The organism is Virgibacillus sp. LDC-1 (genome assembly GCF_030137545.1).
Classification (GTDB): Bacteria; Bacillota; Bacilli; order Bacillales; family Amphibacillaceae; genus LDC-1.
The window spans coordinates 37,356-60,134 of the sequence record NZ_JARUVL010000011.1 but is presented as its reverse complement, the minus strand read 5'-3'; the positions used below and the strand labels follow the sequence as shown (position 1 = coordinate 60,134).

Annotated in this window: 35 protein-coding genes and 2 pseudogenes; 1 reads left to right on the top strand and 36 read right to left on the bottom strand. The window is 39.0% G+C overall.

Annotation, left to right across the window (positions count from 1 at the left end; all coding sequences use genetic code 11):
* Positions 1-26: 26 nt before the first annotated feature.
* From QBK89_RS10735 to QBK89_RS10725, 3 genes are all read right to left on the bottom strand, one after another.
* Positions 27-1,304, bottom strand: a complete 1,278-nt coding sequence (locus tag QBK89_RS10735; protein ID WP_284141047.1) for an ABC transporter substrate-binding protein — start codon at positions 1,302-1,304, stop codon at positions 27-29.
* 91 nt (positions 1,305-1,395) lie between these two features.
* Positions 1,396-2,115: a response regulator transcription factor gene (locus tag QBK89_RS10730; RefSeq protein WP_284141046.1), complete on the bottom strand. Its 720-nt coding sequence runs from the start codon at positions 2,113-2,115 to the stop codon at positions 1,396-1,398.
* On the bottom strand, positions 2,093-3,859 hold the full coding sequence (locus QBK89_RS10725) for a cache domain-containing sensor histidine kinase (protein ID WP_284141045.1): 1,767 nt from the start codon (positions 3,857-3,859) through the stop codon (positions 2,093-2,095). The genes QBK89_RS10730 and QBK89_RS10725 overlap by 23 nt, the downstream gene beginning before the upstream one ends.
* A gap of 218 nt (positions 3,860-4,077) precedes the next feature.
* On the opposite strand from QBK89_RS10725, the pseudogene QBK89_RS15115 reads away from it, so the two are divergent.
* A pseudogene (locus tag QBK89_RS15115) lies at positions 4,078-4,236 on the top strand (IS21 family transposase); the annotation flags it as partial.
* A 1-nt stretch (position 4,237) separates the two neighbouring features.
* Here QBK89_RS15115 and QBK89_RS10720 read toward each other — a convergent pair.
* The 33 genes and pseudogenes from QBK89_RS10720 to rpsC form a co-directional block, all read right to left on the bottom strand.
* On the bottom strand, positions 4,238-4,384 hold the full coding sequence (locus tag QBK89_RS10720) for a transposase (RefSeq protein WP_284141044.1): 147 nt from the start codon (positions 4,382-4,384) through the stop codon (positions 4,238-4,240).
* Between the two features lie 225 nt (positions 4,385-4,609).
* A pseudogene (locus QBK89_RS10715) lies at positions 4,610-4,779 on the bottom strand (MerR family transcriptional regulator); the annotation flags it as partial.
* 13 nt (positions 4,780-4,792) lie between these two features.
* Positions 4,793-5,905 carry an FAD-dependent oxidoreductase gene (locus QBK89_RS10710; protein WP_284141043.1) on the bottom strand — a complete coding sequence of 371 codons (1,113 nt, stop codon included), beginning with the start codon at positions 5,903-5,905 and terminating at the stop codon, positions 4,793-4,795.
* Positions 5,906-6,291: 386 nt separating this feature from the next.
* Positions 6,292-6,735 carry an SRPBCC domain-containing protein gene (locus QBK89_RS10705; protein ID WP_284141042.1) on the bottom strand — a complete coding sequence of 148 codons (444 nt, stop codon included), beginning with the start codon at positions 6,733-6,735 and terminating at the stop codon, positions 6,292-6,294.
* Between the two features lie 349 nt (positions 6,736-7,084).
* Positions 7,085-7,477 (bottom strand): 30S ribosomal protein S9, encoded by a 393-nt coding sequence (rpsI, locus tag QBK89_RS10700; RefSeq protein WP_284141041.1) that lies wholly within the window; start codon positions 7,475-7,477, stop codon positions 7,085-7,087.
* Positions 7,478-7,498: 21 nt separating this feature from the next.
* The gene (gene rplM / locus QBK89_RS10695; RefSeq protein ID WP_284141040.1) at positions 7,499-7,936 is read right to left on the bottom strand and encodes a 50S ribosomal protein L13; all 438 of its coding nucleotides are present in this window, start codon (positions 7,934-7,936) and stop codon (positions 7,499-7,501) included.
* A gap of 312 nt (positions 7,937-8,248) precedes the next feature.
* A complete protein-coding gene (truA, locus tag QBK89_RS10690; RefSeq protein ID WP_284141039.1) occupies positions 8,249-9,025 on the bottom strand; it encodes a tRNA pseudouridine(38-40) synthase TruA in 777 nt (258 codons plus the stop codon).
* Between the two features lie 20 nt (positions 9,026-9,045).
* The gene (locus QBK89_RS10685; protein ID WP_284141038.1) at positions 9,046-9,846 is read right to left on the bottom strand and encodes an energy-coupling factor transporter transmembrane component T family protein; all 801 of its coding nucleotides are present in this window, start codon (positions 9,844-9,846) and stop codon (positions 9,046-9,048) included.
* On the bottom strand, positions 9,839-10,711 hold the full coding sequence (locus QBK89_RS10680) for an energy-coupling factor ABC transporter ATP-binding protein (protein ID WP_284141037.1): 873 nt from the start codon (positions 10,709-10,711) through the stop codon (positions 9,839-9,841). Before QBK89_RS10680 ends, QBK89_RS10685 begins: the two co-directional genes overlap by 8 nt.
* Positions 10,687-11,526, bottom strand: coding sequence for an energy-coupling factor ABC transporter ATP-binding protein (locus tag QBK89_RS10675; protein ID WP_284141036.1), 840 nt, complete (start codon positions 11,524-11,526; stop codon positions 10,687-10,689). Before QBK89_RS10675 ends, QBK89_RS10680 begins: the two co-directional genes overlap by 25 nt.
* Positions 11,527-11,761: 235 nt before the next feature.
* A complete protein-coding gene (gene rplQ / locus QBK89_RS10670) occupies positions 11,762-12,115 on the bottom strand; it encodes a 50S ribosomal protein L17 (protein ID WP_284141035.1) in 354 nt (117 codons plus the stop codon).
* Positions 12,116-12,294: 179 nt separating this feature from the next.
* Positions 12,295-13,239 carry a DNA-directed RNA polymerase subunit alpha gene (locus QBK89_RS10665; protein ID WP_284141034.1) on the bottom strand — a complete coding sequence of 315 codons (945 nt, stop codon included), beginning with the start codon at positions 13,237-13,239 and terminating at the stop codon, positions 12,295-12,297.
* 226 nt (positions 13,240-13,465) lie between these two features.
* Positions 13,466-13,858 carry a 30S ribosomal protein S11 gene (rpsK, locus tag QBK89_RS10660; RefSeq protein WP_284141033.1) on the bottom strand — a complete coding sequence of 131 codons (393 nt, stop codon included), beginning with the start codon at positions 13,856-13,858 and terminating at the stop codon, positions 13,466-13,468.
* A gap of 21 nt (positions 13,859-13,879) precedes the next feature.
* Entirely contained in the window at positions 13,880-14,245 is a 366-nt protein-coding gene (gene rpsM, locus QBK89_RS10655) for a 30S ribosomal protein S13 (RefSeq protein ID WP_284141032.1), read from the bottom strand.
* Between the two features lie 25 nt (positions 14,246-14,270).
* Positions 14,271-14,384: a 50S ribosomal protein L36 gene (gene rpmJ, locus QBK89_RS10650; protein ID WP_010095733.1), complete on the bottom strand. Its 114-nt coding sequence runs from the start codon at positions 14,382-14,384 to the stop codon at positions 14,271-14,273.
* Positions 14,385-14,419: 35 nt separating this feature from the next.
* A complete protein-coding gene (gene infA, locus QBK89_RS10645) occupies positions 14,420-14,638 on the bottom strand; it encodes a translation initiation factor IF-1 (RefSeq protein ID WP_010095735.1) in 219 nt (72 codons plus the stop codon).
* Positions 14,616-14,951 (bottom strand): KOW domain-containing RNA-binding protein, encoded by a 336-nt coding sequence (locus QBK89_RS10640; protein ID WP_284141031.1) that lies wholly within the window; start codon positions 14,949-14,951, stop codon positions 14,616-14,618. The genes infA and QBK89_RS10640 overlap by 23 nt, the downstream gene beginning before the upstream one ends.
* A 172-nt stretch (positions 14,952-15,123) precedes the next feature.
* The gene (locus QBK89_RS10635; RefSeq protein ID WP_284141030.1) at positions 15,124-15,768 is read right to left on the bottom strand and encodes an adenylate kinase; all 645 of its coding nucleotides are present in this window, start codon (positions 15,766-15,768) and stop codon (positions 15,124-15,126) included.
* Between the two features lie 31 nt (positions 15,769-15,799).
* Positions 15,800-17,092, bottom strand: coding sequence for a preprotein translocase subunit SecY (gene secY, locus QBK89_RS10630; protein WP_284141029.1), 1,293 nt, complete (start codon positions 17,090-17,092; stop codon positions 15,800-15,802).
* Positions 17,092-17,532, bottom strand: a complete 441-nt coding sequence (rplO, locus tag QBK89_RS10625) for a 50S ribosomal protein L15 (protein WP_284141028.1) — start codon at positions 17,530-17,532, stop codon at positions 17,092-17,094. Before rplO ends, secY begins: the two co-directional genes overlap by 1 nt.
* A gap of 32 nt (positions 17,533-17,564) precedes the next feature.
* Positions 17,565-17,747: a 50S ribosomal protein L30 gene (rpmD, locus tag QBK89_RS10620; RefSeq protein ID WP_284141027.1), complete on the bottom strand. Its 183-nt coding sequence runs from the start codon at positions 17,745-17,747 to the stop codon at positions 17,565-17,567.
* 13 nt (positions 17,748-17,760) lie between these two features.
* Entirely contained in the window at positions 17,761-18,264 is a 504-nt protein-coding gene (gene rpsE / locus QBK89_RS10615) for a 30S ribosomal protein S5 (RefSeq protein WP_443089782.1), read from the bottom strand.
* 22 nt (positions 18,265-18,286) lie between these two features.
* Positions 18,287-18,649, bottom strand: coding sequence for a 50S ribosomal protein L18 (gene rplR / locus QBK89_RS10610; RefSeq protein WP_284141026.1), 363 nt, complete (start codon positions 18,647-18,649; stop codon positions 18,287-18,289).
* A 32-nt stretch (positions 18,650-18,681) separates the two neighbouring features.
* The gene (gene rplF / locus QBK89_RS10605; protein ID WP_284141025.1) at positions 18,682-19,218 is read right to left on the bottom strand and encodes a 50S ribosomal protein L6; all 537 of its coding nucleotides are present in this window, start codon (positions 19,216-19,218) and stop codon (positions 18,682-18,684) included.
* 30 nt (positions 19,219-19,248) lie between these two features.
* Positions 19,249-19,647, bottom strand: coding sequence for a 30S ribosomal protein S8 (gene rpsH, locus QBK89_RS10600; RefSeq protein WP_284141024.1), 399 nt, complete (start codon positions 19,645-19,647; stop codon positions 19,249-19,251).
* A gap of 29 nt (positions 19,648-19,676) precedes the next feature.
* The gene (locus QBK89_RS10595; RefSeq protein ID WP_047185890.1) at positions 19,677-19,862 is read right to left on the bottom strand and encodes a type Z 30S ribosomal protein S14; all 186 of its coding nucleotides are present in this window, start codon (positions 19,860-19,862) and stop codon (positions 19,677-19,679) included.
* Between the two features lie 23 nt (positions 19,863-19,885).
* The gene (gene rplE / locus QBK89_RS10590; RefSeq protein WP_284141081.1) at positions 19,886-20,425 is read right to left on the bottom strand and encodes a 50S ribosomal protein L5; all 540 of its coding nucleotides are present in this window, start codon (positions 20,423-20,425) and stop codon (positions 19,886-19,888) included.
* Positions 20,426-20,451: 26 nt separating this feature from the next.
* Positions 20,452-20,760 carry a 50S ribosomal protein L24 gene (gene rplX, locus QBK89_RS10585; protein ID WP_284141023.1) on the bottom strand — a complete coding sequence of 103 codons (309 nt, stop codon included), beginning with the start codon at positions 20,758-20,760 and terminating at the stop codon, positions 20,452-20,454.
* A 31-nt stretch (positions 20,761-20,791) separates the two neighbouring features.
* Positions 20,792-21,160 (bottom strand): 50S ribosomal protein L14, encoded by a 369-nt coding sequence (gene rplN / locus QBK89_RS10580; RefSeq protein WP_284141080.1) that lies wholly within the window; start codon positions 21,158-21,160, stop codon positions 20,792-20,794.
* A 43-nt stretch (positions 21,161-21,203) separates the two neighbouring features.
* Positions 21,204-21,467, bottom strand: coding sequence for a 30S ribosomal protein S17 (gene rpsQ, locus QBK89_RS10575; protein WP_284141022.1), 264 nt, complete (start codon positions 21,465-21,467; stop codon positions 21,204-21,206).
* A gap of 24 nt (positions 21,468-21,491) precedes the next feature.
* Positions 21,492-21,692 carry a 50S ribosomal protein L29 gene (gene rpmC / locus QBK89_RS10570; protein WP_284141021.1) on the bottom strand — a complete coding sequence of 67 codons (201 nt, stop codon included), beginning with the start codon at positions 21,690-21,692 and terminating at the stop codon, positions 21,492-21,494.
* Positions 21,682-22,116, bottom strand: coding sequence for a 50S ribosomal protein L16 (gene rplP / locus QBK89_RS10565; protein WP_284141020.1), 435 nt, complete (start codon positions 22,114-22,116; stop codon positions 21,682-21,684). Before rplP ends, rpmC begins: the two co-directional genes overlap by 11 nt.
* A gap of 18 nt (positions 22,117-22,134) precedes the next feature.
* The gene (rpsC, locus tag QBK89_RS10560) at positions 22,135-22,776 is read right to left on the bottom strand and encodes a 30S ribosomal protein S3 (protein ID WP_284141019.1); all 642 of its coding nucleotides are present in this window, start codon (positions 22,774-22,776) and stop codon (positions 22,135-22,137) included.
* Between the last annotated feature and the right edge of the window lie 3 nt (positions 22,777-22,779).

Genomic DNA, 22,779 nt, shown 5'->3' with positions numbered 1-22,779 from the left:
AGAGAACGGGAATTACCCCGTTCTCATTACTTTTCTAGTATAGGATCAATTTTTTCTTCCATTTCCTTCAATATTCCTTCTGGTTTTTCAATTTGAGAAAATAGTTTATCAAATCCATTGATAATTTCACTTTCAATTTTTGTCCAATCTTCATGTAATGGATATGTAAATCCATTATCCATTTCATCAATAAGTGCTAATTCAATGGATTCTCTTGATGGGTTATTTGGGATATTAATAAATTCGTCAGACTCCAAAACACTTTTTCTTGGTGGTACAAAGAACGAAGACTGAGCTTGAATACCAGTTTTACTTTCCAAGAATAACAAAAGCTTCTTCGCTTCTTCAGGATGATCGCTACCTTCAAATGCAGCAATGCCTGCTTGACCTAACAATGGAACTCTTCCTTTAGGTCCTTTCGGTAGAGGAGCAATGTCCCAATCAAAATCAGTTATGTCACGGACATTAGCTATATAACTGTACATGAATGTAAACATGCCAACATTACCACTTTCGAAATTAATGTTTTCTCCTGGTGGTACATGCGATTTATCCTTAAACATCATACGGTCCAGCATTTTCAATGTCTCTATACCTTCAGTTGAATTCCACTCAAACTTTGTCATATCATCCGAAAATAATTTGCCACCATAGGATAGGGTATGTGATGGCATAGTAGCAAAGTTAGTCCATTCATTAAATAACCTTGCTCCATATGTTCTTTCACTACCCTTCCCTCCTGACAAAGCTTTTGAACTTTTTTCGAATTGTTCCCATGTCCACTCATCTTTTTTTGCCAATTCGTTTGGTGTCTCTAGACCTGCCTCCTCAAACATTGTTTTGTTATAATATAAAATCATTGGTGGTGTAGAAAAAGGCAGTCCCAATAGCTTTCCATCATGCTTCCACAAATCCAGTGTTGATGGAATAAAATCGTCAAATTCAAAATCTTTATCTTCCACAATATCCGTTATATCAGTTAAGATGTCATTCTTGACAAACTGTGGTACCATTCGTTCTGCAACCCATCCCACATCTGGAAGTTCGTTTCCTGCAGCAAGAACTGAAAGCTTTTGTTGATAATCACCATGTGGAATGCTTTCAACATCAACTTTAATATTTGGGTTTTCATCATAAAATTCTTTTAACAACTCTTCGTACATTTCAATGTGCTGATCTCCGCCCCATGTTGTAAAGGTAAGTTCAACCTTTTCATTACCAGCCCCACTCGATTCACTACCCTTATCACATGCACCTAAAATCATTAAAGCCATTCCTAACAAGACAATAAAGTATTTTTTCATAATCTTCCCCCTTTCATTAACATCAATCTTAGCAATTATGTAAGCGCTTTAAAATGCTTTAATCTTAAGAAATGGTTTGTATTATTAATATTTAGCTTTCCTCTCTATATTGTTGAGGAGTTTTTTCATTATGCTTTTTAAATACAGAGGCGAAATGTTTCGCATTTGAAAATCCAGTAAGATGGGCAATATCATATACTTTAAGATTAGTATTTAGTAATAGTTCTTTTGCTTTGCTCATTCTTCTATCCAAGATATAATCTGATAATCTAATTTCTGTATGTTGGCTAAATTGCTGACTTATATAATTAGGATGAAGATTGAGAGTTTTAGAAAGATAATTGAGCGATAGATTACCCTCAAGGTTTTCTTCCACAGCTTCTTTGATGTTTTTAATTATTGTTGGTTCTCCAATATTATCTTCGGAAACAACTAAAACCTGTTTTGATTTATTGATTGTCTCAAGAACACTTGCAAGTTCCATTCTATTTATTGGCTTCAACAGATAATCTTTAACTCCCAATTTTAAAGCTTTTCTAACATAAGCAAAATCATCGTACCCACTAATTATGATGACAGGGACAGAAGGGTGGATGTTTTTGAGTATGCCAATAAACTCCAATCCATCCACATTTGGCATTCTGATATCGGTAATAATTAAATCAGGTATTTCAATGTTTACTATATCTAAAGCTCTTTTACCACAATCCGCTTCCCAAAGTACACTATATCCAGTAATAACTTCTTCTAATAAAGTTTTTACCCCGTCCCGAATAACTTTTTCATCTTCAACTAATAGAACCTTTCTCAAAGACATCACCTTCATTCATTGGGATTGTAATCGTGATGGTCGTTCCTAAATTCTTTTCTGAATCAATCTGTAACAGCTCTTTTTTTGTTCCATATGTAAGATTTAGCCGTTGTTTAATATTCTCTAATGCAATTCCATTGTTCTTCCTTCCCGCACTAAAATATTTGCCGATTTCAGATTCCTGTTTGAACTTTTTCAACATGAAATCAAGTTTAGCCTTATCAATTCCTACTCCATTATCTTTAACTATGATTACTAGATAAAACCCCTTAAGTTTTACGATTACATAAATATTGAGCTTCTTCCCGTTGTATCCATGTATGATGGCGTTTTCAATTAATGGTTGAATAATGTACTTAGGAACTTTAATGTTCATAGCTTCAGTATCAATATCCCAAGCTACATTTAGATTTTCACTCATCCTTTGATTCATTATCGAAACATATGATTTGCTAAATTCCAACTCCTCTTCAAGTATTATCAGTTGCTCATCATTTTTTAACCTGAACCTGATTAACGTCCCTAATTCAGAAATCATATCTGACAAATCCAATTGTTTATTTTTAAGTGCAGTCATATTAATTGATTCTAATGCATTAAAAATAAAATGTGGATCCATACGAGTTTGCAATGCTTTATATTCCGAATTAGCATTCCTAATATTTAATTCGTACACTTCCTCAACCAATTGTTTTATTTCAGTTAACATATTGTTATAAGCACCGCTAAGTATCGCAATATCAGCATTCTCATTAATATCCAACCGCTCTAAGGAATTCCTATTTTGTAACCCTTTAATTTGTTTTTTTAAAACTTCCAAAGGTTTCATAAGATAGTTAGAAGTATGATAGGATAATATCAATGAAACCAGGATACAAACAGCAATCAAAATCGATAAAAATGTATCAAATTCTGCTATATCCTTGTAGATTTCATCCTCGGGAATAATATTGCTGACTTGTATCCCTGTCTTAACCGATGTATCCGTAACACATAAGTATTTATCTCCTGTTCCTTCATCTTTAATCCAACTATTGTTAACTTTGCATTCTTCAATAATTTCATTTTTCTGTCTTTTGAAAAGCGGATTATCGCCTCTTAATATCTGCCAATATTCACCTGGCAGCTGTTCTGTAAGCCTTGATATATATTCTGGTGAAAAATCTACTTTAATTGCTCCAATGTCTTTGCTATCTATTGGATCTTTTAAAATCCTTACAAGACTGATAAAGCTTTTGTTGCTGTTCAAATAATAACTGGGATATTCTTCTGAATTTATAAGCCATGATCCTTTACTATCCTTGGCTTCATGATACCAATTTTCATCAATTAAATTTACTTTATCTTTTATTTTATAATCGCCCATATGGCTAAATATCCAACCGTTATTAGTAAATACATGAATTGCATAAACAGGTTCTTTTTTGTATAAAATACCTGAGAGAAAAAGTGAAAATTCATTTGTGTGCTTGTGGTTTCTATATTCGAGGGAAGAGTCATAATCGTACTCCCTTAATATATTTATTAGTTGCCTATTATATAGCAATGATAACGTTGATCTAGCTGCATCCTCCATCATTAAATCTAAACTATTATTTAGTTGTTTAATAGAGTTCTCTGAATAAGAAGTGAATTCTTCAACTTTCGAAGAGGAAAAAACTAAGTGTACAGTAATTCCAATTACAATAAGTGGAATTAACAACAGAATTGTAAAAGTTGTAAAGATTTTTCTACCAAGGTACATATTTTATCCCCCTTGAAACCTTTCTTTCATTCTAATTGCTAGATAATGTTGGAGTCAAAATGGAGCATGTATATATGCTAACTTTAATATGTACTGAAACGTTCACTTAACAATGTACAACTTTGATAGATACGTGCATGAGGTGAGGAATATACTTGTTTCAATAAACTTTAAGACAGAGATTAAAGGGGAAAGTCAATCAAACCTGACAATTTGGTGGAGAAACTAAATATAAGGATAATAAGAGCAGACTAGCAAGGGAGTGAAATGTACATCGTAGAACAGTTGATAAATATCTAAACGGTTTTATTCCAAAGAAATCAAGAAATCGATCATCTACAATTAATGACTATTATAGGGTTATACCTTTGCTCCTATTTAACACACTGCCTGTTTAAATGATTTCAATAAATCCATTACTACCATTTTCACTCGACTAATATCTCGTGATTGTAAGTATTTCTTTATCATATCCACTTCTATATCTGGGAGAATATCGATAAATTCTTTGTTTTCTATATCCATAATAAGAAACCTTTTCCCAACAGGATCTCATTGAAATCATCAATTGCGATAGCGCCAGGTAAAACATCCACCGTTTTTAGCTCGCGCTTATCAAACATGCATATTACTCGATTTGAAAGGCGTGTAGCCGTTGTAAAAGAACCATAGCTATATACGGGAAAAAGAAAGGTTACTTTCTCGTAGCTCACCTCATATTTCAAGTGGCGAGTAGTTCAGCTTCTTTTCGCATTGTCTTAAATGCTTTACACATAACAGCCAATTGATTGCTGCTTCATCAAAAAACGATTATTATTCGCGTCCCGCTTTAAATTCGGAACAAGTCCTTTATCCGTATAGTAGCGAATGGTGTGTTCGGTCAAATCAAGCAATGAAGCGACTTCTTTTACGGTGTACATTTTTATTCTCTCCTTATGGACGCCCAAACGAATAACTATAAAATTGTCCTGATTGCACCATTTCTCGCACTTTATCTAATCGAAGCGATTCATACTTCGCCAATGCCTGAAGCGCTAATTGCCCATGCACTCCCTTTTCCACACATTTACCTAGTGCTACCGCATCTTGGAGTGATTCATTAAACCCGCTTGCTGTAACAGGAGCTGGCACGTGTGCCGCATCGCCAACGAGCGCAATCCGTCCTTTCACCAGTCGATCTGGAACATATTCTTTTATCGGAATGCCAATAAGTGTATGTGTTTCTATCCCATGAAGCGCCGCAGATCGCCATGGCTCCGGCCAATTCGCAGCCCGATTTGCTAATTCCTTTAACGTACTTTCTGGAATATCAGCACCATTCAAGGAATGACGTACGACCATTCCTTCCACACATCCAAGACGACGCAATAACGCACTTTGCCGATTATCATACCACGTACAGCCAATTCTACGACTTCCAGAATCAGCGGAATCGTCCTTTTTTTCGATAATGGAACCAAACTTAAACCCATCATAACTGTCAAACATCTCCACTGCTGGCTTATGCGTGCTAGGAAGAAGATGCTTCGGCAAGTCATTCTCGCTCATCGACGCAATCCACCCCATATAACCCGCATATGTGGCGTTTGGTTTATGTGGTGCGATATACTTCCGTACCTGACTGTTATGCCCATCCGCACCGATCAGCAAATCCCCGTGAATCGTTTCCCCTTGGTCTGTTAATGCCCAAACCGACTCATCATCCTGATTAACGTTTACAACACGCGTATCATATCGCAAGGTTATCTTATTATCCTTTTTTGCTTCTGCCCGTAAACGTGACTCGATGGTTGACCAGAGCTGAACTGTACTCTTCCCATTAGAAACGAGATTTTTGAGGAGCTTTTCCGTCTTCGATCGACCAATAGTTCCTCCATTCACTCGCAATCCCGAACCACCAATTCGATTTTCTCCAACCTTTTCTAAAATCGTTACATACAAGCCTTCTTGCGCGAGCGCAATTCCTGTCATTAATCCTGAGAGAGAAGCACCAACAATAACCGCTGTTCCGTTTTGATTATTCTTATTTTCAACTAAATCATTCACGATAATTTCCTCCCCCGTTTTCAACGGTAGTATATCACCTTTGAGTAACTCGAAGTCAAGTAGCACAGCCTTAAAACATATCTGAGCAACTTTTACGCTTACAATTAAGTTAAAAACCAGTGGTTTAAACTTCACATCCATGGTATACTGTTTAAGCGATGAGCTGATTTGTGTAAGACGAGGAATTGCAATACATGTGGATGTGAACACATGATTCTTCGCCACAAATATACGTAGAAAACGCCTGTATTCGATACAGGCGTTTTTTCTTTTTTTGCAGTAAGATTCTATTAAGAAACTTTATTAAATCACTAGATCTGATGGTAAAAAATCATTCTTTCATCTCTGTGTTGATTAAGATAAATGATAACCTCATGAAATGATGGTTATTTAAGTATCGATGCTCTTAAATTAGTAGCACCATTTTCTAAATAACCCTTTAAGCAAGTTAGTGCGTAAACCCATCCTCCTTTTTGTCCAATCATCTTGTCTACTATTTGGGGGTCCTCTTCTTTAAACCCGGATTCGATTACTTCAATTATTGTACTCGTATTATCCAACTCTTTCAGTGAAATCGTAACGTCCCTTTCATCATTCTCTTCGAATCCCCACGAAAACACAATTTTCCTATTTTTCTCGACTTCTAAAACCTTGATTAATCCTTCTGTTTCAAATTCATCATACCTGATTGTGATTGTTTTACCTTGCTCCCATCTTTCAGAACTTGAAGAAAACCAAAAACCCCCTATTTTATCCGGGTCTACGAAGGCTTCAAACACCTCAGGAGCAGGACTAAGTATTTTAATTTCCGTAGTTACTTGAGTATCCATAAACATCACCCCTTATTAATTAATGTAGGCACCATCTCTTCTATACACTGGAATGAGGAAGATATATTGTCTCACAGTGAGTTGAAAGTGTTGTCACGTTAATCATGCAACTATAGAGTAGCACATGTTCTACTCACGTGCGACTAAGAAGTTGTACTAATTTCAGAGTAATAACCGATGGATTTCTATACTCTCGTGACCGATAAAGCAAAAGAATAACGGGGAAGATGTTCAAAAATAAATGTCATTTAAACTAAGGATACTCGAGGTTAAAATACCAAAATTGGACATAAAAAACCCTCCTTGCTCCATAAGAGCAAAGAGGGTAGACATTGATATACCAAGTATATTAACGTTTTGAGAACTGTGGTGCACGACGTGCGCCTTTAAGTCCGTATTTCTTACGCTCTTTCATACGTGCGTCACGAGTTAGGTAACCTTCACTCTTTAATGATGCACGGTATTCTGGATTTGCTTCTAGAAGTGCACGAGCGATTCCGTGACGGATAGCACCAGCTTGACCAGTGTATCCTCCTCCATGTACGTTTACTAAAACATCATACGTACCTTGTGTTTCAGTAGTTACTAATGGCTGATTCAAGATAAGCAATTGTGTTTCATATGGAAAATAGTCTTTTGCTTCACGATTATTTATTACAATACGACCTGTTCCTGGAACTAGGCGTACACGAGCAGTTGATTTTTTACGACGACCTGTGCCGTAGTATTGTACTTGTGCCAATTGATTTACCTCCCTTAAAGATTATCCACGAAGCTCATATACTTCTGGTTTTTGTGCTTGATGATTATGCTCAGAACCTCTGTAAACATGAAGTTTCTTACCCATTTTACGTCCTAATGATCCTTTAGGAAGCATGCCTTTAATAGCAAGCTCGATCATTTGCTCAGGGTATTTTGTACGCATTTCATCTGCAGTACGTTCTTTAAGACCACCTGGATGGCCTGAATGACGATAGTACATCTTGTCATTGATTTTGTTTCCAGTAAGTTCTACTTTTTCAGCATTAATGATGATCACGTGATCACCAGTGTCAGCGTGTGGTGTATAAGTAGGCTTGTGCTTTCCGCGAAGGATTGCAGCAACCTCACTTGACAAACGACCTAGGCGCTTGCCTTCCGCATCCACAACGAGCCATTTGCGTTCAATATTATTTTCATTCGCCATGAAAGTTGTGCGCATGTTGGTTTCCCTCCAAATTCAATGTTTCATTTTTCGTAGTTATTCCTATATTTCAACATAATTAGTTTCCGGGGCTAATCATGGTTTAGAAATAAAATGCCATAAATCATAATATACCAAAACAGGGTCTTATGTCAAGGTATAATGGTATATTCCCGCAAATAAAGTAAATAAAAATCAATGGTAATTTTCTTTACTTACCATTACGTGTTTCTCGAACAAAAATAGCCACTTTTTTCCTTGCACATCATAGATTCAAGTTAATCTATCCCTTTAAGTAAAGAAGCATCATTCCAAGTAATTGCCCTTGTTTTATTTTCCTATTTTATCCGCTTTAAGCTCGTCTTTATATGTTACGTTCCACAGGTACAATCCTTGTGCTGGCGCGGTGGCGCTGGCAAGACGGCGATCTCGCTTTTCAAACAGCATGGGTATATCTGCTACCTGGCGCTTTCCTTGTCCAATATCAAGAATCGTTCCAACCATAATACGTACCATGTTGTATAAATATCCGCTTCCGCGAAAGGTAAAGGTAAGCTCCTCTCCTTCTTGTTGACAGGAAGCCTCATACAACGTTCTTTCCTTGCTCCCCTTCACTGTTGCTTTTGCCGATGAAAAAGTCGTAAAGTCGTGTGTGCCCTCAAAAAGCCGACAAGCTGCATGAACAGCTTCCATGTCTAACGGATAAGGGAAGTGGTAGGCATAGTTTCGTTTGAACACGTTCGGCTCCCGCTCATTTCTTACCACATATCGATATTCTTTTTCTACAACATCATAGCGCGCATGAAAATGAGCAGGTGCTTCGATAGCCGTTTGAATATATATATCGTTCGGAAGCAGTGTATTTAGTGCATTTTTCCAATCTGTTGGAGTTAAATCATAGTGTGTCTCGAAATGGATGGTCTGGCCAATCGCGTGGACACCTGTATCCGTTCTCCCAGATGCATGCACTCTGATGGAGGAGCCTTTATGCATTTTGGTTAATGCCTTTTCTAATTCTCCATGAACAGTTCTTTTTTTAGGCTGGATTTGGTATCCGGAAAAAAGACTGCCATCATAGCTTACAATGCATTTTATCTTCTTCAACATCGTGTACCGCATCCTCCTAGTTAATAAGTTCTTGTAAAAAATAATAGGCCAACGACAAAAGCAAACACTACGTACACGAGAATGTCCCGCTTTTCGACTTTTAATTCGCGAAGCTTCGTACGGCCTTCTCCACCTTGATAGCCACGTGCTTCCATGGCCATTGCCAGCTCCTCTGCGCGTTTAAAGGCACTAACGAACAATGGCACTAAAAGTGGTACAACGGCTTTTATACGCTCTTTTAATGGGCCTGTGCGAAAGTCTACGCCACGTGAGGCCTGTGCTTTTGATATTTTATCCGTTTCCTGCATTAACGTTGGAATAAATCGTAAAGAAATCGACATCATTAATGCGAGCTCATGTACTGGAAAGCGAATTTTCTTCAAAGGCTGCAGCATATCCTCAATGGCATCCGTAATTTCAATCGGGGTTGTTGTTAATGTTAATAGTGATGTTACGAGAATTAACAGGAAAAACCGCATTGAAATAGCGAACCCTTGAATGACGCCACCAGAATATATTTTCCAGCCAAACAGATTAAGCCAAACCGAGCCTTCCTTCGTAACAATTAAATGTAATAAAAACGTAAACACGATTAAAAACCAAACAGGTGTTAACCCCTTCATGATATAGCGAACCGATATTTTTGTCGCAAGCATACTCGTTAATGCAAAGATAGTGATCGCTGTATAGCTTGGTAAAGAATTAGCAAAAAACACGATAAAGACGAAAAAGAATATTACGGTAATCTTTGTTCGTGGATCTAGTCGATGAACAATCGATGATCCTGGAACATATTGTCCAATAATAAGCGAATCATTCATCGTATTCAGCCCCCTTTAAGCGGTGCTGAATTTGTTCTGCCAACTGTTGTATCGTTTGTCGTTTAAAAGGAAGGCTTGTTCCAAATTTGGTTTCGAACGCATGGATAAATTGAATCATTTCTGGTACGTCGAGCTGTACCTTCTTTAATGCCTCTGCCTTCGTAAAAACCGCTTCTGGCTTTCCTTCCATGTATATCGTTCCATTATTTAACATAATTACATAATCCGCATATGTCACCGCATCCTCCATGCTATGTGTGACCATGATCGTCGTTAGCTTTTCACGCTGATGAAGCTCATAGAACATACGCATGATTTCCTTCCGACCGCGTGGATCTAATCCAGCAGTAGGCTCATCAAGAACAAGTACTTCTGGTTTTACAGCAAGTACACCTGCAATGGCCACCCTGCGCATTTGACCGCCACTCAAATCAAACGGCGATCGATCTAATAAGGCCTCCGAAATTCCGACCATTGGAGCTATTCGTTTAATGCGACGATGAATTTCTTCCTTTGACACCCCAAAGTTTTGTGGTCCAAAGGCAATATCCTTTGCTACCGTCTCTTCAAACAATTGATGCTCTGGGTATTGAAAGACAACACCAACCTTGCTTCTTAATGCTTTCATGTTCTTCGGCTTTTCATCTTTTGTTAATCGATATTCCCCGATCCGTACTTCACCTTCACTTGGCGTGACTAAGCCATTTAAGTGTTGAATAAGGGTAGACTTTCCTGATCCCGTATGCCCGATAACCGCCACAAACGAGCCTGACGGGATATGAAAGGATAGATCTTCGATTGCTTTATGTGCAAATGGCGTATTCTGTTGATAGATATAGCTTACCTTGTCGAATAGGATGTCCATAGGTCCTCCAGCAGTTCTGTGTGGTTTAGCGGTTCTTTCGAGATGGGAATTCCTAGCTTTTGTAGCTCTTCTGCAAGCATCGCAACGAACGGGACATCTAAACCGATTTCCCGTAATGCCGCTTTTTCTGCGAAGATTTCTCTTGGTGTCGCTTCCTTCCACAATTCCCCTTCATTCATGACAATCACACGATCGGCTTGAGCCACTTCCTGTAAGTCATGAGTGATTGTAATCAATGAAAGGCTGTTTCGCTCTTGAAGACGGGAAACCGTCTGCATAATCTCCAGTCTTCCCTTCGGATCAAGCATTGCGGTCGCTTCATCCAATATTAAGACCTGAGGGGATATCGCCATCACGCTGGCAATGGCAACGCGCTGTTTTTGACCACCAGAAAGCCGATGTGGTTCAGTTAAGCGATAGTCAAGCATACCAACTGCTTCTAGCGTGTTCTCAATTCGTTCTACCATTTGTTCACGTGAAAAGCCTCGATTTTCCATTCCAAATGCAACATCATCCTGAACCGTTGTACCAACAAACTGGTTGTCCGGATTCTGAAAAACCATGCCAACTTTTTTTCGCACGTCCCACACTGATTGTTCATTTACAAGCTGATCGTGAATATAAATCTCTCCTTCTTGTGGAAAAAGGAGTCCATTCATTAGCTTTGCGATCGTCGATTTTCCCGATCCATTATGACCAATGATAGCTACCCATTCATCTTCATAAATAGTAAAAGAACAATTTTTCAAAACCCAAGGCTGCTCTTCTGTATATCGGAATGATACATTTCTAAACTCTACTAGCTTTTTGTTCATATTTCGCTCTCCTCTTTCTCTACTCCGCCTTGGTATATTGTATCGATTAATTACATTTACGTTTTGTTTCGGTTAACCCTCTACAAAACGGATCCCAGTTTAATATGTTTTCTTACATATCCTTCTCTATTCTATCATTCCATTTATCTTTGGTGAAGAACAGAGCCTACAAAAAAAGGGCTTGGATTCACCTCATAGAAGAGATTTAGTCCTGCCCTTATCACGTATGGAAACATTAAACTAGTTCAACGATTGCCATTTTTGCTCCGTCGCCTTGGCGTTCACCTAGCTTAAGAACACGTGTATAACCACCTTGTCGTTCTTCATAGCGTGCAGCAACATCATTGAAAAGCTTTTGAATCACATCTTCGTTTTCATTTGCTTCTTTTTTGTATAGGAATGATGCAGCTTGACGACGTGCATGTAAATCGCCACGCTTACCAAGTGTAATCATTTTATCTACAATCGTTTTTAGTTCCTTCGCTTTTGCTTCTGTTGTTTCGATCCGTTCATGAATAATCAAATCAGCAGCAAGGTTACGAAGAAGTGCCATACGAGCGTCTGTAGTACGTCCTAATTTTCTAGCCATGGACTATCCCTCCCTTTCTCAAATGTAGGTTCAAAAGAAGTCTCGCCAAACAAACGCGTACTCTAACCCTTACTTGCCTCCATCGGAATGGAAAGCGAGCAAGCATAGATGCGATTGTTTTTTTACGAAGACTTTTTGAACGCTTTTTCTAAAGGTGTCTGGTTTTTATTTATCGGTTATCAGTCGTCTTTGCGCAAACCTAAACCAAGCTCATCAAGCTTGAGTTTTACCTCTTCTAATGACTTGCGTCCAAGGTTACGCACTTTCATCATATCTTCTTCAGATTTATTTGAAAGCTCTTGAACTGTATTAATTCCAGCACGTTTTAAGCAATTGTAGGAACGAACAGAAAGATCAAGCTCTTCGATGGTCATTTCCATCACTTTTTCCTTTTGATCTTCTTCTTTTTCAACCATGATTTCCACATTTTGTGCTTCATCGGTTAAACCTACAAAAATATTTAAGTGTTCTGTATATACTTTTGCTCCTAAAGAAACAGCTTCTTCAGGACGGATGCTGCCATTGGTCCACACATCCAAAGTCAATTTGTCGTAGTTTGCGTTTTGACCTACACGTGTATTTTCTACTTGGTAGCTCACCCGATCAACAGGTGTAAAGATCGAATCAACAGGAATTACTCCGATTGGTTGATCATCACGTTTGTTTTCTTCTGCTGGGCGATAACCGCGACCACGCTCGGCGGTGATTTTCATATGCAAGCTTGCTTTAGAATTTAATGTTGCAAGATGAAGCTCTGGGTTTAATACTTCTACATCACTATCATAGGTTAGATCTGCAGCAGTTACCTTTCCTTCGCCTTGAACATCAATTTCCAAAACCTTCTCTTCATCAGAGTAGATTTTTAGTGCGAGCTTTTTTAGATTTAAAATGATCGTTGTTACATCCTCAACGACCCCGTCAATTGTTGAAAATTCATGAAGTGCTCCATCAATTTGAACAGATGTAACAGCAGCGCCTGGAAGTGAGGATAGTAGGATACGACGCAAGGAGTTTCCTAGAGTAGTACCATATCCACGTTCAAGCGGTTCGACCACGAATTTTCCAAACGTAGCATCATCACTGATCTCTATCGTTTCAATTTTTGGCTTTTCAATTTCGATCATTCATAAAACCCTCCTTAAAAACGTCGAAACCCCGGTTAGACGATCGTGTCTAACCGAAATTCCCCAAATAGGCAGTTGGCGTTTCTGCGCTATTGTCTTAATTTCGTACATTTTTGTCTATCTAGATGCCGTACATAAGGTTTTAAATGAGATTAAACGTTTCACTATATACCTTTAGCCATCATAACCCATTATAGACAGGGTGACAAATTATATACGCTAAAAATTATACACGACGACGTTTTGGTGGGCGGCAACCATTGTGTGGAACTGGTGTTACGTCACGAATTGCAGTTACTTCTAGGCCGACTGCTTGAAGTGAACGAATTGCTGCTTCACGTCCAGCACCTGGTCCTTTTACAGTAACTTCTAATGTTTTCATGCCGTTTTCTACTGCAGATTTTGCAGCAGTTTCAGCTGCCATTTGTGCAGCGAATGGAGTTGACTTACGGGAGCCTTTAAATCCAAGCGCACCAGCTGAGCTCCAACCAATTACATTACCGTGAGCATCCGTAATCGTTACAATCGTATTGTTAAAAGTAGAGCGAATATGCGCAATACCTGTTTCAATATTCTTTTTCACACGACGCTTACGAGTATTTGTTTTATTACGAGCCATGATTAGCATACCTCCTTCACGTTATTTTTTCTTACCTGCAATTGTACGACGAGGTCCTTTGCGAGTACGTGAATTGTTTTTCGTCTTTTGACCACGCACTGGTAAGCCACGACGATGACGGATTCCTCTGTATGAACCAATTTCGATTAGACGCTTGATGTTTAATGAAACTTCACGACGAAGATCACCTTCTGTTGTATAGGCGTCAATCGCTTTACGGATTCTTCCTAGTTCATCCTCTGTTAAATCACGAACACGAGTATCTTGAGAAACTCCCGCTTCTTCTAGGATCTTTGCTGCAGTATTCTTACCAATACCATAAATGTACGTTAATGAAATGACTACACGTTTGTCACGTGGAATGTCAATACCTGCAATACGAGCCATTAGTGTGTCGCACCTCCTTCAATATTTATCCTTGTTTTTGCTTATGCTTTGGATTTTCACAAATCACCATTACTTTACCTTTTCGCTTGATGACTTTGCATTTTTCACAAATTGGTTTTACAGATGCTCTTACTTTCACTGTTATTACCTCCTTTTATATCGGAGCGCATTCGCTTATTTATAACGATACGTAATTCGTCCTCTTGTTAAGTCATACGGGGAAAGTTCTACCGTTACTTTGTCACCTGGTAAAATGCGAATGAAATGCATACGAATTTTACCAGATACATGTGCCAAAACCGTATGGCCATTTTCTAATTCGACGTTAAACATTGCATTTGGCAATGTTTCCGTTACGGTACCTTCCACTTCAATTACATCGTCTTTCGCCATCGTGTTGATCCTCCTTCTCTACATCAGTCACAACCTCACTCGAAAATTTAGCTATAGCAAATCGTAATTTACCATTTGTGACACGACCAGTTTCTAGAAGGCTGTTTTGGACTTCCGGAGAAATATAATCCATTAGTTCAATATGATGCAGATTCTTTTTCTTTGGTCGATCATATTTGCGTTTTTCTCCATCTGCGAGCAATACAAGCCGATTATCAAGAACTTTAATGATAATCGCATATTGTCCTGCTTCACGCCCTTGCATAATACGAACAACTTGACCTATTCGCGGAACTGAATCCTCTTCGCTCAACAACGATCACCTTCACTTAGGCTTTATTCATATAATCTAAAGACTTCTTAAATTTCACTGCTGTAATGTGTCACCATTAACGAGTCTACCGTAATGTTTCACTACGACATAATTATATCTTTTTACAGATGATAATTCATCTGTAAACGTGTCTGAATTACAGTTACTTTGCTTATTTTTCAATTTCTAATTGAATATCTTCGAACACCTTGTTAATTGGTTGATCACCATTAACGGTAACGAGATATCCTTTTTCTTGGTAAAAGTCCAGTAACGGTTTACTTTGTTCGATGTTTACTGCTAAGCGATTCTTAACCGTTTCAGCAGTATCATCATCCCGTTGAATTAATTGGGAACCGTCTTTATCACAAATCCCTTCAACCTTTGGCGGGTTGTAGAGCACGTGATAAGTTGTTCCACAAGTTGGACAAATTCGTCGTCCTGTTAAACGCTCCACCAATTTTTCTTCTGGTACTTCCACATTAACGACAAAGTCAATGGTTGTGTTTAGTTCTGCAAGAAGCTGTTGCAAAGCATCTGCTTGTGCAATCGTTCTTGGGAAACCATCCAATAAGAACCCGTTTTTGCAATCGTCCTTGCTTAACCGTTCTTTTACAATACCAATTGTAACTTCGTCGGGAACAAGTGCACCTTGATCCATAAAAGCTTTTGCTTTGTTTCCAAGTGCTGTTCCTTCTTTAATTGCTAGACGAAACATGTCTCCCGTTGAAATATGAGGGATGCTATACTTTTCCTTTATTTTCTCAGCCTGCGTACCTTTTCCGGCACCAGGGAGACCCATTAAAATCAAATTCACATAATCCCCTCGCTCTCACTGGCAGCTAGGTTTACTTAATAAAGCCTTTGTAGTGACGTTTCACCAACTGGCCTTCTAGTTGTTTCATTGTTTGGAGTGCAACCCCTACAACAATGAGCAAACTCGTGCCGCCGATTTGTACTGCAGAAGGCAAATCTGCAAGACTGCCTAAAGCGATAGGTAGTACAGAAACTGCTGCAAGGAATATCGATCCTACAAATGTTAAACGATACATAACACGTGTGAGATATGTTTCTGTATTTTTACCTGGGCGTATTCCCGGGATATATCCACCTTGCTTTTGCAGGTTTTCAGCCATTTGCTCTGGATTAACCTGAACAAACGTATAAAAATACGTAAACGCAATAATTAGCGCAACATAGATAACCATACCGATTGGCTGTGTATAATCAAAAATGTTTGCGATCGTTTCTGCGACTTTATTACCTTCAAAAAAGCCAGCTACGGTTCTCGGCGCAATGATAAAAGCAATTGCGAAGATAACGGGAATAACTCCTGCCGCGTTCACCTTTAGTGGTAAATGCGTGGAGTGGCCACCTACCGGAGAACGATTAACAAGCTTTTTAGCATATTGAATTGGAATTTTACGTAATGCCTGTTGGATAAAGATAACTCCAACGGTTACGGCAACTACGACCAACGCAATAAGCGCAACAATTACGATGTTAATAAACAATTCGTCTCCAGGATTATCAAAATACTGAATATATAATTGTTTAATTCCGTTTGGAACTGCTGCGACAATACCTGCGAAGATAATAATGGAAATTCCGTTTCCGACTCCATTTGCAGTGATTTGTTCACCTAACCACATTAGGAATGTGGTACCAGCTGTCAAAACAAGTGCAATAATGATAAATTTCATTATGCTCGGATTAACAATTAAATCTCCTTGTGCCAATGTATTGAAGCCGATTGACATGGCAATTGCTTGAACGAACGCTAGAACTACAGTTCCATAACGGGTAATTTGAGCGAGCTTTTTACGCCCCATTTCCCCTTGTTTTTTCCACTCAGCAAACTTTGGTACAACGTCCATTTGCAAAAGCTGCATAATAATTGACGCTGTAATGTAAGGCATAATTCCCATTGCGAAAATGGAGAAGTTTTGCAATGCCCCACCACCAAAGGTGTTTAGAAAGCCAAAAACATTTTGTTGGTTCATGAAGTCAATCGCTTGTTTATCCGTGAACGGTACAGGAATAAATGTACCAAGACGGAATACTATTAACATTAATAATGTAAATATGATCTTCCGTCTAATGTCACCTACGCGCATAAAATTGGAGATTGTACGGAACATTAAATCACCTCTATTTTACCGCCCGCTGCTTCAATTGCAGACTTCGCTGAAGCAGAGAACTTATGAGCTTTTACTGTGAATTTTTTATCTACAGAACCTTTACCAAGTATCTTAAGACCTGCTTTTAGGTTCGATACGACACCTTCTTCAAGTAATAGCTCAGGTGTAATTTCTGTGCCGTCTTCAAAACGATTTAACGCATCTAAGTTCACTATTGCAAATTCTTTACGATGGATGTTTGTAAAGCCGCGCTTCGGAAGACGTTGGAATAATGGCATTTGTCCTCCTTCAAACCCTGGACGGACGCCGCCTCCAGAACGTGCTTTTTGGCCTTTATGTCCACGACCGGAAGTCTTACCATTTCCAGATGATGTTCCACGACCTACGCGATTACGTTCTTTACGAGCTCCTTCTGATGCTTTCAATTCATGAAGTTTCATTTGAGCACCTCCTCTTTACGCTAATTTATAAATTACGCTTCTTTTACCGTTAGAAGATGAGATACTTTATTAACCATTCCACGAATAGCCGGAGTATCTTCAAGAACTACGGATTGACGAATTTTTTTCAAGCCTAATGCTTCTACTGTTCTTTTTTGTCCTTCTTTTGCACCAATGACACTCTTAGTGAGGGTGATTTCTAATTTTTTAGACATAGTATTTCCCTCCTTATCCTAACAGTTCTTCTACAGATTTTCCTCGTAGTTTTGCTACGTCCTCTGCACGCTTTAAGTTGCTTAAACCGTTAATTGTTGCGCGAACCATATTGATTGGTGTGTTTGAACCAAGTGATTTTGTAAGAATATCACTAACACCTGCAAGCTCTAATACCGCACGAACTGGTCCACCAGAGATAACTCCTGTACCTTCTGAAGCTGGCTTCATCAATACGTTACCTGAGCCGAATTGACCATGAATCGCATGTGGAATAGTAGTTCCAACAATCGGTACTGTGATAAGGTTCTTCTTCGCATCCTCAACAGCTTTTCTAATTGCTTCCGGTACCTCTTGTGCTTTACCTGTACCGAATCCTACATGACCGTTTTTATCACCGACAACTACTAAAGCAGCAAAACGGAAGCGACGTCCACCTTTTACTACTTTTGCAACACGGTTGACCGTAACAACACGTTCTTCAATATCTAATTTGTTTGGGTCAAGATTATTATTCACTATTGGTTCCCTCCTTTATCGATTAAAATTCAAGACCTGCTTCACGGGCAGCTTCTGCCAATGCTTTTACACGTCCATGATAAAGGTAGCCGCCACGATCGAACACAACCGATTTGAATCCTTTATCCTGGGCACGTTTTGCAAGTAATTCTCCTACCTGCTTAGCCGCTTCTACAGAACCAGTTGATTCAACCGATAGTTCTTTGTCAACTGTTGAAGCACTTGCTAATGTTTTACCTACTGTATCATCAATTAATTGTGCATAAATGTTTTTGTTTGAACGATACACGTTTAGACGTGGACGCTCTTGTGTACCAGCAACATGCTTGCGGACACGCGCGTGTCTTCTTTTACGTGCAACATTTTTGTCAGGTTTTGTGATCATCTAGGTCACTCCTTTCTGCTCCCTAACATGCCTTATTTAGCAGTTTTACCTTCTTTACGACGTACATATTCGCCAACATAACGAATTCCTTTACCTTTGTAAGGTTCAGGTGGTCTGATCGCACGAATGTTAGCAGCAATTGCACCAACAGCTTCTTTGTCGATCCCTTTGACGATTATTTCCGTGTTTTTTGGAACTTCAATCTCGATACCTTTTTCAGGTTCGATTTCAACTGGATGGGAATAACCTGCGTTAACAACAAGCTTCGTTCCTTGTTTTTGAGCACGGTATCCAACCCCGATTATTTCTAGTTTCTTTTCAAATCCTTGATGAACGCCTTCAACCATGTTGGCAATCAAGCTACGTGTTGTTCCGTGAAGGGAACGATGCTCACGATCATTACTTGGACGTTCTACAAAAATCGTATTTTCTTCTATTTTAATTTTCATATCGCTATGAAAAGTTCTAGTCAATTCACCTTTAGGTCCTTTTACAGTAGCGGTATTTCCGTTAAATTTTACTTCTACACCACTTGGGATTTCAATTGGTTTCAGTCCTATACGAGACATTCCATGCACCTCCTCATCAATTAATGTTGATTACCAAACATATGCAAGAACTTCGCCACCAACAGCTTGTGAGCGTGCTTCTTTATCAGAAAGTACACCTTTGGATGTTGATACGATTGCAATTCCCAGTCCGTTCAGTACGCGTGGTACTTCATCTGCTTTCGCGTAAACACGAAGTCCAGGCTTACTAATACGCTTAATACCTGTAATTACTCGCTCTTCATTGGCACCGTACTTAAGGAATATACGCAGAATACCTTGCTTGTTGTCTTCAATAAATTCATAGTCACGGACAAAGCCTTCTCTTTTAAGGATATCAGCGACCTCTTTTTTCATTTTGGAAGCAGGAAGCTCCAATTTTTCATGTTTTACCATGTTGGCGTTACGAATACGAGTTAGCATATCTGCGATTGGATCTGTCATTACCATTACTCATTACCTCCTTCCCGAATCGGGGTTTACCAGCTTGCTTTTTTGACACCAGGAATTTGACCTTTATAGGCAAGTTCACGGAAACAAATACGGCAAAGTTTAAATTTGCGAATTACGGAATGTGGACGTCCACAACGCTCACAGCGTGTGTATTCACGTACTTGATACTTTTGTGGGCGTTTTTGCTTCGCAACCATTGATTTTTTAGCCACAATTTTCCCTCCTTGTATTAGCTCTATTTTTGGAAAGGCATGCCAAGTTGAGCCAAAAGTTCACGAGCTTCTTCGTCCGTTTTAGAAGTGGTTACAATAACGATATCCATTCCACGAACTTTACTTACTTTATCGTAATTGATTTCTGGGAAAATTAATTGTTCTTTTACACCTAATGTGTAGTTACCACGACCATCAAAAGCTTTCTTTGATACACCACGGAAGTCACGAACACGTGGTAGTGATACAGAAATAAGCTTTTGTAGGAATTCATACATTCTTTCACCGCGAAGGGTTACTTTTGCACCGATAGGCATTCCTTCACGAAGGCGAAAACCAGCGATTGATTTTTTCGCACGTGTAACAACAGGCTTTTGACCAGAAATCAACGCTAATTCCTCTACAGCGTTATCTAATGCCTTAGAGTTCTGAACTGCGTCACCAACACCCATGTTGACAACGATTTTCTCAATTACAGGCACTTCCATTACAGATTTATAATTAAACTTTTCCATCAAAGATGGAACGATTTGCTCTTGGTATTTTTCTTTAAGTTGATTCATCATGTCGCCCTCCTTTCGTCGCTAAATTATTTTAATTCTTCACCGGATTTTTTAGCGATGCGGACTTTCTTTCCATCACGTACTTCATACCCAACACGAGTTGGCTCACCGGATTTAGGATCTATTGGCAATACATTAGAAACATGAATTGGTGCTTCTTGATTCAAGATACCACCTTGTGGATTTTCTTGTGAAGGCTTTGCGTGTTTTTTAATCATGTTGACACCTTCAACAAGGACACGATCCTTCTTAGGATACGTTTCTAAAATAGTGCCTTGTTTACCACGGTCTTTGCCGGATAATACTTTAACTTTGTCACCTTTTTTTACATGCATGCTTGACGCACCTCCTTCAGGACAATTCTACTTATAAAACTTCTGGAGCTAGAGATACGATTTTCATGAATTGTGCATCACGCAATTCACGTGCAACTGGTCCAAAAATACGTGTTCCTCTTGGACTCTTATCGTCACGAATAATTACGGCAGCATTTTCATCAAAACGAATATATGACCCATCTTTACGGCGGACGCCACTCTTCGTACGTACGATAACAGCTTTGACAACTTCGCCTTTCTTGACAACGCCACCTGGTGTTGCTTGTTTGACTGTACAAACAATTACATCACCAATATTAGCTGTTTTACGTCCGGATCCACCAAGTACTTTAATGGTTAAAACCTCACGCGCACCTGAGTTATCTGCAACTTTTAAGCGAGTTTCTTGTTGAATCATATCGCTATGACCTCCCTTCGGATACATTCCGAGCGAACTTTAATTATATAATGACCGCTTCTTCAACAACTTCAACTAGACGAAAGCGTTTTGTAGCTGATAGCGGACGAGTTTCCATGATACGAACGATGTCTCCAAGCTTTGCTTGGTTGTTTTCATCATGTGCTTTTAATTTCTTTGAATATTTAACACGCTTACCATACAATTTGTGAAACTTGTAAGTTTCTACAAGCACAGTAATTGTTTTATCCATTTTATCTGAAACAACACGACCTGTGTATACTTTACGATTATTACGTTCAGTCATCCCGAGGCTAACCTCCTCTCATTATCAGTTATTTACGCTTAATTCACGTTGACGAATTACAGTTTTCATGCGGGCAATTGCTTTTTTCACTTCACGAATACGTGCAGTGTTTTCTAATTGACCTGTAGCAAGCTGAAAGCGTAAGTTGAATAGCTCTTCTTTCATTGCTTTTACCTTTTGTTCAATTTCGGCAGTGGTTAGTTCTCTGATCTCATTAGCCTTCATTGATTTCACCACCAATTTCTTCACGTTTTACGAACTTAGTTTTGATCGGTAGTTTATGAGAAGCAAGACGCAACGCTTCACGTGCAACCTCTTCTGATACACCAGCGATCTCAAACATTACCTTCCCAGGTTTAACTACTGCTACCCATCCTTCTGGAGCCCCTTTACCGGATCCCATACGAACTTCTAGGGGTTTTGCAGTATATGGTTTGTCAGGGAAAATTTTAATCCATACTTTACCGCCACGTTTCATGTAACGTGTCATTGCGATACGAGCTGCTTCAATCTGACGGCTTGTAATCCAAGACGCTTCTTGAGCCTGCAAACCGAACTCACCAAATGATACTGTTGTACCACCTTTTGCTTGGCCTCTCATTTTACCACGATGTTGTCTACGATATTTAACACGTTTAGGCATTAACATAATGCATTTCCCCCTTCCTTATTTTTTGGATTTAGTTGGAAGGACTTCACCACGATAGATCCACACTTTTACTCCTAGCTTACCGTAGGTTGTATCTGCTTCTGCTGTACCGTAATCGATATCAGCACGCAATGTGTGTAATGGCACTGTTCCTTCACTATAATGTTCCGCACGAGCAATATCTGCTCCTCCAAGACGTCCGGAAACTTGTGTTTTAATTCCTTTTGCTCCTGCACGCATTGCACGTTGGATTGCTTGCTTTTGTGCACGACGGAATGAAATACGATTTTCAAGTTGACGAGCAATGTTGTCTGCAACCAATTTAGCGTTAATATCTACTTTCTTGATTTCAACAATATTGATATGAACACGCTTGCCAGTCAAGCTGTTTAATGATTTACGTAATGCTTCAACTTCAGAACCGCCTTTACCAATTACCATACCTGGCTTTCCAGTGTGAATAGTAATATTAACACGGTTTGCTGCACGCTCAATTTCAATGGAAGATACAGCAGCTGTGCTTAAGCGGTTTTCAAGATATTCTCTGATTTTAATATCTTCATGCAAAAGATCTGCGTAGTCTTTATCAGCGTACCATTTAGACTCCCAGTCTTTGATAATACCGACACGAAGACCCGTTGGGTGTACTTTTTGCCCCACTGA